Origin of the sequence: Streptococcus mitis (assembly GCF_001074635.1) — a bacterium.
Classification (GTDB): Bacteria; Bacillota; Bacilli; order Lactobacillales; family Streptococcaceae; genus Streptococcus; species Streptococcus mitis_E.
Genome location: NZ_JUQO01000245.1, coordinates 1 through 4897 on the forward strand (window position 1 = coordinate 1; position 4897 = coordinate 4897).

General features: G+C 36.3%; 1 protein-coding gene. It reads right to left on the reverse strand.

The window, feature by feature from the left end; genetic code table 11:
* Window positions 1–4581 (reverse strand): YSIRK-type signal peptide-containing protein (locus ADI58_RS10265; protein ID WP_049522515.1); only part of this gene is annotated, 4581 nt, incomplete at its 3' end.
* Window positions 4582–4897 lie beyond the last annotated feature (316 nt).

A 4897-nucleotide genomic window follows, 5' to 3' on the forward strand; every position in this document is an offset into this window, starting at 1 on the left:
CAACACAATTCTTGATACTTGTTTTTTACCTTGTACATCAGTTGTTGCTGATGGCTCTTTTGTTGGTGTTACTGGTGTGATAGTTGGTGTATAGGTTGTATGAACTTTTACTCCATTTGATCCAGTTGCTTGTACATCTACTGGTGCTACTGCTCCTGTATAAGTTTTATCTGTTGGTGTAAATGTCACTAATCCATTTTGTGGATTAATTGTATACGTACCAATTTGTTCAGTTGTTCCTGCTTTATAGGCTGGAAGTGATTCACTTTCCAAGCCATCTTTTACAAGTTTATAGCTATTTGGTTCAACACTAATTGTCTTTTGCACTCCATTTACTTCAACCGTTTTCGGTGTAAATGTTGGAGTTCCAGTTTGTGTTAAACCTTGTAAGTTCGTTGATGTAGCTGGTGCTTTATCAATCTCAGCCGGTACAATAATCGGTTTGTAAGAAGCTGTTGATGTAATTGTTGTACTTTCGTTTTTAGCGTTTGTAATGGTTACAGTTGCTTTTACCGTAATTGGTGGAACATCTTCTTTATAGGTTGGAACTGGTACGAATGTTACTTTTCCATTTCCATCAATGGTGAATGTTCCTTTACCATCTAATGTTACTGTATCTTTTGGTGTGTTAGTTGGATCAGCTGGATCCACTAATTTACGACTTGTTACAGTTGCATTCGTTGATTCAGCGGGAATCGTGAAGGTTGGTGTTCCTTCTTGAGTTTCCCCTTGGATATTTTTCGTTGTTTTACCTTCTGGAGTTACTGTTAATTCAGTTACTGTTGGTACATATTTTTTCGTAACAACTTTTCCATTTTCATCTTCAACTTGAACATTTACTCCTTCTGCAGTTCCATGGTAAGTTGGCGCAGGTGTAAATGTAATCACATTGTCCGCTAATTCATAAGTTCCGACATTCTCTACAGTGATACTCTTAACTTTAGCAGTACCATTTAGTAAAGTTAACGTTTCTGGTTTTAAAGCTACTCTTTCGTGACCTGTATCAAAGTTTAGAGTTTTTCCGTCTGTTTCCTCTCTTTCGTTAAATAAGATTGGTGATTTTTGTGTAAGTCCTTGTGGCCCTGAAGTTGCTGAATCTTTACCTGTTGGTGTTACTTCAATCACTGTTGGCGTATACGTTGTTTCAACTTTTGTTCCATTCATATCTTTGATACGAATATTTACAGCAGTTGCTGTTCCGACAAATGTTTTTTTCGGTGTAAACGTAATAGTTTTACTTACTTTATCTAATACATACTCACCTTGGTCTGTTGTGACTGTATTTGTTTCAACTCCTGAAGCATTTACTAATGTTAATGTTTCTTTATCTAAGTCAACATGTTCTCCATCAGTACCTACTTCCGGACTTTTATCAAAGTTAACCGTTTGATTTTTATCGGCATTATTTTCTACTGTATCAAAGACGATTCTTGATACTTGCGCTTTTCCTTGAACATCTCTAGTTGTTGACGCTTCTGCTGTTGGTGTTACTGGAGTAATTCTTGGAGTATACGTAGCTACTGTAGTAACTGTAATATCCTTATCATCTTTATCATGTGCCACAACAACTGGAACAGACACTTTGACAGGTTGCACTTCACCTTTATAATCAATATTTGGTGTAAATGTTACTTCACCTGTTTCCGGAGCTATCTTATAAGTACCGACTTTATTATTATTTGGATCTAAGGCATCTACAATCGCAGAATCTGCAAGAGCATTCGTTCTTGGATTAATCAGTCTTGCGGGGTGTTTTACTGATGCAGTAACCGGAGTATCCGAAGTTTCAACATTAAATGTAGGTTTGCCTTTTTGTGCGAATCCTTGTATATTACGACTTTCAGCATTATTTGGAGTTGGTTGTACAGTAGGTATTCTTACTTCTGGAATGTATAACCCATCCATTGTATTTAAGACATCATTTACATTTGGAGTAACAGCCTCATCATTTGTGCCCCAGTCTGTCGTTGTTTTATTCGTGTCTTGACGACGAATTGTAATCCCTTGCGCTTTTCCTACAAAGCCTTTTTCCGGAGTAAATTCTACATCGATATCTTTTGGATTTGTTGCATTTGGTGTAAATTTATACGTTCCTTGACCTTTTACAGTATAAGTATTCTCATCTGATAAGGTGATTATTTTACCAGTTTTGTTATTAATATATACTGGTTTTACTGTAGTATCAATTTCCGCATTGACATCATCTTCTCTATAAATATTTTTACCTTTTGGAGTGAAATGAACAGTAGCACTTTGTTTATCTACATTATCCCCAATTGTAGCATTTCCGATTGTAGTTTGCTTCTCTCCTTTAGGTGGGTGTGTAATCTTCGCATTAAAGTCTTCTACTTCCCCAGAGAATGCTAGTCCTGTAGGATTTTCTATTTCATTTCTACTTGTTGCAATACGAACCCTAGTACCAGCTTGAAGTAACTGTCCTGCGTCTTTTTGTGTTTTATTTTTAAAATGTAATTTTACATCGCCATCTTGTGTAATTTCTGCAATATCTGAAGCTTCATCTTCATCAAACTTTCCATTATTATTAAAATCAATCCATGAACGAATATATGCCTTTTCAGCACCACCTGTGTGCGCCTGAATATTTAAGGTATAATACCCACCATTTGAGATATTTGCTTTGATAATGTTTCCTTCACTACCTTTTAAACTATCAGGAAGTAATTGGTTAATTCCTTCATCTCTAGTATCAGTATTATCGTCGCCATTCCAGTCTTTTACATTATTCGTATCCATATCTGGTCTTTCACTACCTAAATACGGTTGTTTTACCTCATCACCAGTAATTCCATCTCTAGTATTCATGGTGTGAACTGCTTCTCCATAGCTTGGTGGCGCATCACCTTCATCGATTGGCGCAACCCCAATCATAGCTTTTTGTGAACCAGTAGAAAAAACATACATGCCAACTTCAGTAGCACCTTTTGTCATAACAACTGGGACACTATATTTACCTGCTGTTACACCAGGTCCAAATACGCCACTACCTAGGCCTCCTGTTTCTTGGTCTGGATTCGTAAAATATTTATAGGCTATTTTATTTCCATTTCCTACATTTTGGATAGAAGCACCATCTAATTTATCAGCATTACCAGTAATTACATCTGGGAATGCTTTATAATTTTTTGTATATAAATTTACAGGTTTGTATCTATGACCATTTGATCCATTTTTTTCTAAGTCAATAACCTGTTCCCAACCTTTACCATTTGTAGTGAAAACGATATTTTCTCCCGGGTTTGCACTTTCTGCATCAGTCATTACAACAGCAGGACGAACGGTGTTTCCTTTATAAGTACCACTTATCTCGAATTGAATTCCAATATTAGCTCCATCGCCTGACCCAATAGAGGTCTTTTTCCCTAATGTATCAATCCCATTATTTTTAATTTCAGACCACTGATCCTGAGCTGTAGCTGTAATTTTCGCTGGATTATTACTGTTCCAAATTCCATTAGTTGCATTCGGGTTAAATGTTGCCTTTTCTTCAGGCGTTGCATTTTTGGCTTCCATACGCTTTCTATAGATTTCTGTAGCTTGGAATGGTTTTAATGATTTAACCTTCAACTTAATGCGGTAATCAGGCATGATTTCTTTTTCATATTCCGAACCTTCTTTTAGAACTACGGTTCCATTTTCCACCTCCACATTTTTCCAGTGGTCCACGTCTGAAAAGTCTAACCATGCAATTTGCTTCGCGAATCCTTCTGCTACTTTTCTATCTGTATAAGGAGGTCTTTTAACTGCAGGTGTTTCTGTCGCATCTTTCACATCTGCTCCAACCCCTGTCGTTATTGAAGTTGTAGCGCCCCTTGTTGATTCAGTCCCTGTTCTAAAACTAGTTCCTTCTTCCATCTTTTTACCATTACGGCTGTCTTGGTTTTTATTTATTTTAGGCGTTTCTTCTGCTTTAATTGATTTTAGGATGTTTGTTAATGAACTAATTTCTTTGACTTTCGCATCTACTTCTTTTTGAGAAGTCGCAGAAGACTCTAAAAACTTTTTAGCTTCCACAAGTAGTTTTTCAGCACTTTGAATATGAGAGGATTGTTTTTTATTCCCTCGGATACGCTCGATTTGAGCTTCCAAATCAGCTAATTTCTCTCTCAACGTAGATGAGTTGACAATTTCTTTGTCTACTTTGTTGACCTTATTTTCTGGTACTTCCTTAGTTGCAGGAGTTTCCTTAATTGCAGGAGTTTCCTTAATTGCAGGAATTTCCTTAGTTTCGGCCACTTGAGGGCTTGTTGCTGGAACGGTTTCTTCTTTCGTTCCAGATTTTGGTGTTTCTGTACCTACTTCTGGAGCCTTTTCTTGTTTTGGTTCAGTCGCAACATCTACCTTATTCGCAGATTGAGGCGTATCTCCAGTCTTGGGCATTACCGTGGCCATTTCAGTCTTTTGCTCATCAGCCTTTACCTGATCCAAATTGTAACCAAATAAAAATCCTGTACCAACCAATACACTTGCTGCACCAACTTTTAACTTTTTGATAGAATATTTCTCATATTTATTCCCGCAAAAATAACGATGATCTTTTTGCTGTCTAGATAATTTAAACATAGCTTTCCACCTTATATATATATATATATATGCACTGTAAGTAAACATATATTCCTTTATACATTATATCATATTCTTAATAAAAAATAAAAACATTCATTACTTTTTTTATTGTTTGAGATATGTGGTCAGATCAGTTAGTAAATAGCTTCATAATCTATAGTTTATAAGATACAGATAGATAGAAAAGACTGGAGTGATATCTTCCAGAATTGCGAAGGAACTCCAGCAACCATTATTGTTATCAGTTTATTAAAAGCTAATACTCTTCGAAAATCTCTTCAAACCACGTCAACGTCGCCTTGCCGTAGGTATG